Annotated in this window: 1 pseudogene; it reads left to right on the top strand. The window is 71.0% G+C overall.

Annotated elements, in window-relative coordinates:
- Positions 1 to 1,087, top strand: a pseudogene (locus tag BT264_RS39510) (sensor histidine kinase); the annotation flags it as partial.

The following is a 1,087-nucleotide window of genomic DNA, read 5'->3' on the forward strand; positions in this document are numbered from 1 at the left end:
TGCCGCCGCCGGTGCTCGGTTCGCCGTTCGAGCTGGCCGGCGTGCACGACGCGAGAGCGCTCGTGCGGCGGCTGCCCGCCGACGTGGGCGATCTGTCCCGGCCCGAGGTGCGCGCGTCGTTGCTGGCGGCCAGAAGCGTGAGCTGGTTGCCGCCGGCCGTCGATCCGATGAGCGCGGAGCGCGTGTTCAGGATGGTCCAGCCCGCGTTCGCGGGCGGCGAGCCGTTCGTGGTCTTCGTCGGCAACGTGCCGGTCGAGACCCTGCGGGATCGGCTCAGGCAAGCCCGCTCCGACGGCGAACTGTTCGTCGCGGACCGTGCCGGGCGCCTCGTCATGCATTCCGAGGGCCTCGCGACCGAGGCCGATACGACGCTGGCGACACGGGCGCTGCAAGACGGCGCGTGGCGCGCGGGCTTCGACGGCCTGAACGACGACTATCGCGACGGCATCTTCACGGTGAGCGATCGCCTGCCGGGCACCGACTGGGTGCTGGCCTACGTGTGGTCGTGGAAGACGGTGGCCGCGGCGCTGGCGCCCACGTTGCTGGCGCGCGGCGGCGTGACGATCGCGGTGCTCTGCCTGCTGTGGCTGCTGCTGCTGGGGTTCGATCGCAAGGTGTTCGCGCCGCTCTACGTGCGCTCGCAACGGGTGGCCGAAACCGAGAACCTGAATCGCCTGATCATCTCGATGGCGCCGATGGGCTTGTGCCTCGTGTCGATGGGCAATGGCCGCGTGCTGCTCGAGAACGACGTGATGCGCGGCTACCGATCGTCGTCCGGCCAACCGGACGCGCTCGATGGCGAACAGCTGATCGCGTGGTATCGCGACGGCGCGACCCGCGCCGGGCGGCATGACCCGGGTGTCGAGCGCGAGCTGTCCGTCGCGCGGGACGATGGCGCCGCGCGCGACCTGCTGCTCAGCATGGTGCGCAGCCGGTATCAGGGGCGCGACGTGCTGTTGTGCGGGGCGGTCGACATCACGGGGCGCAAGGCGCTCGAGCGCACGTTGCGGCAAGCGCGTGAAGCGGCGGAAGCCGCGAGCACCGCGCGATCGGTGTTCTTCGCGTCGATGAGCCACGAGATTCGCGC

Source organism: Burkholderia sp. NFPP32, assembly GCF_900119325.1.
GTDB classification, from domain to species: domain Bacteria; phylum Pseudomonadota; class Gammaproteobacteria; order Burkholderiales; family Burkholderiaceae; genus Burkholderia; species Burkholderia pyrrocinia_C.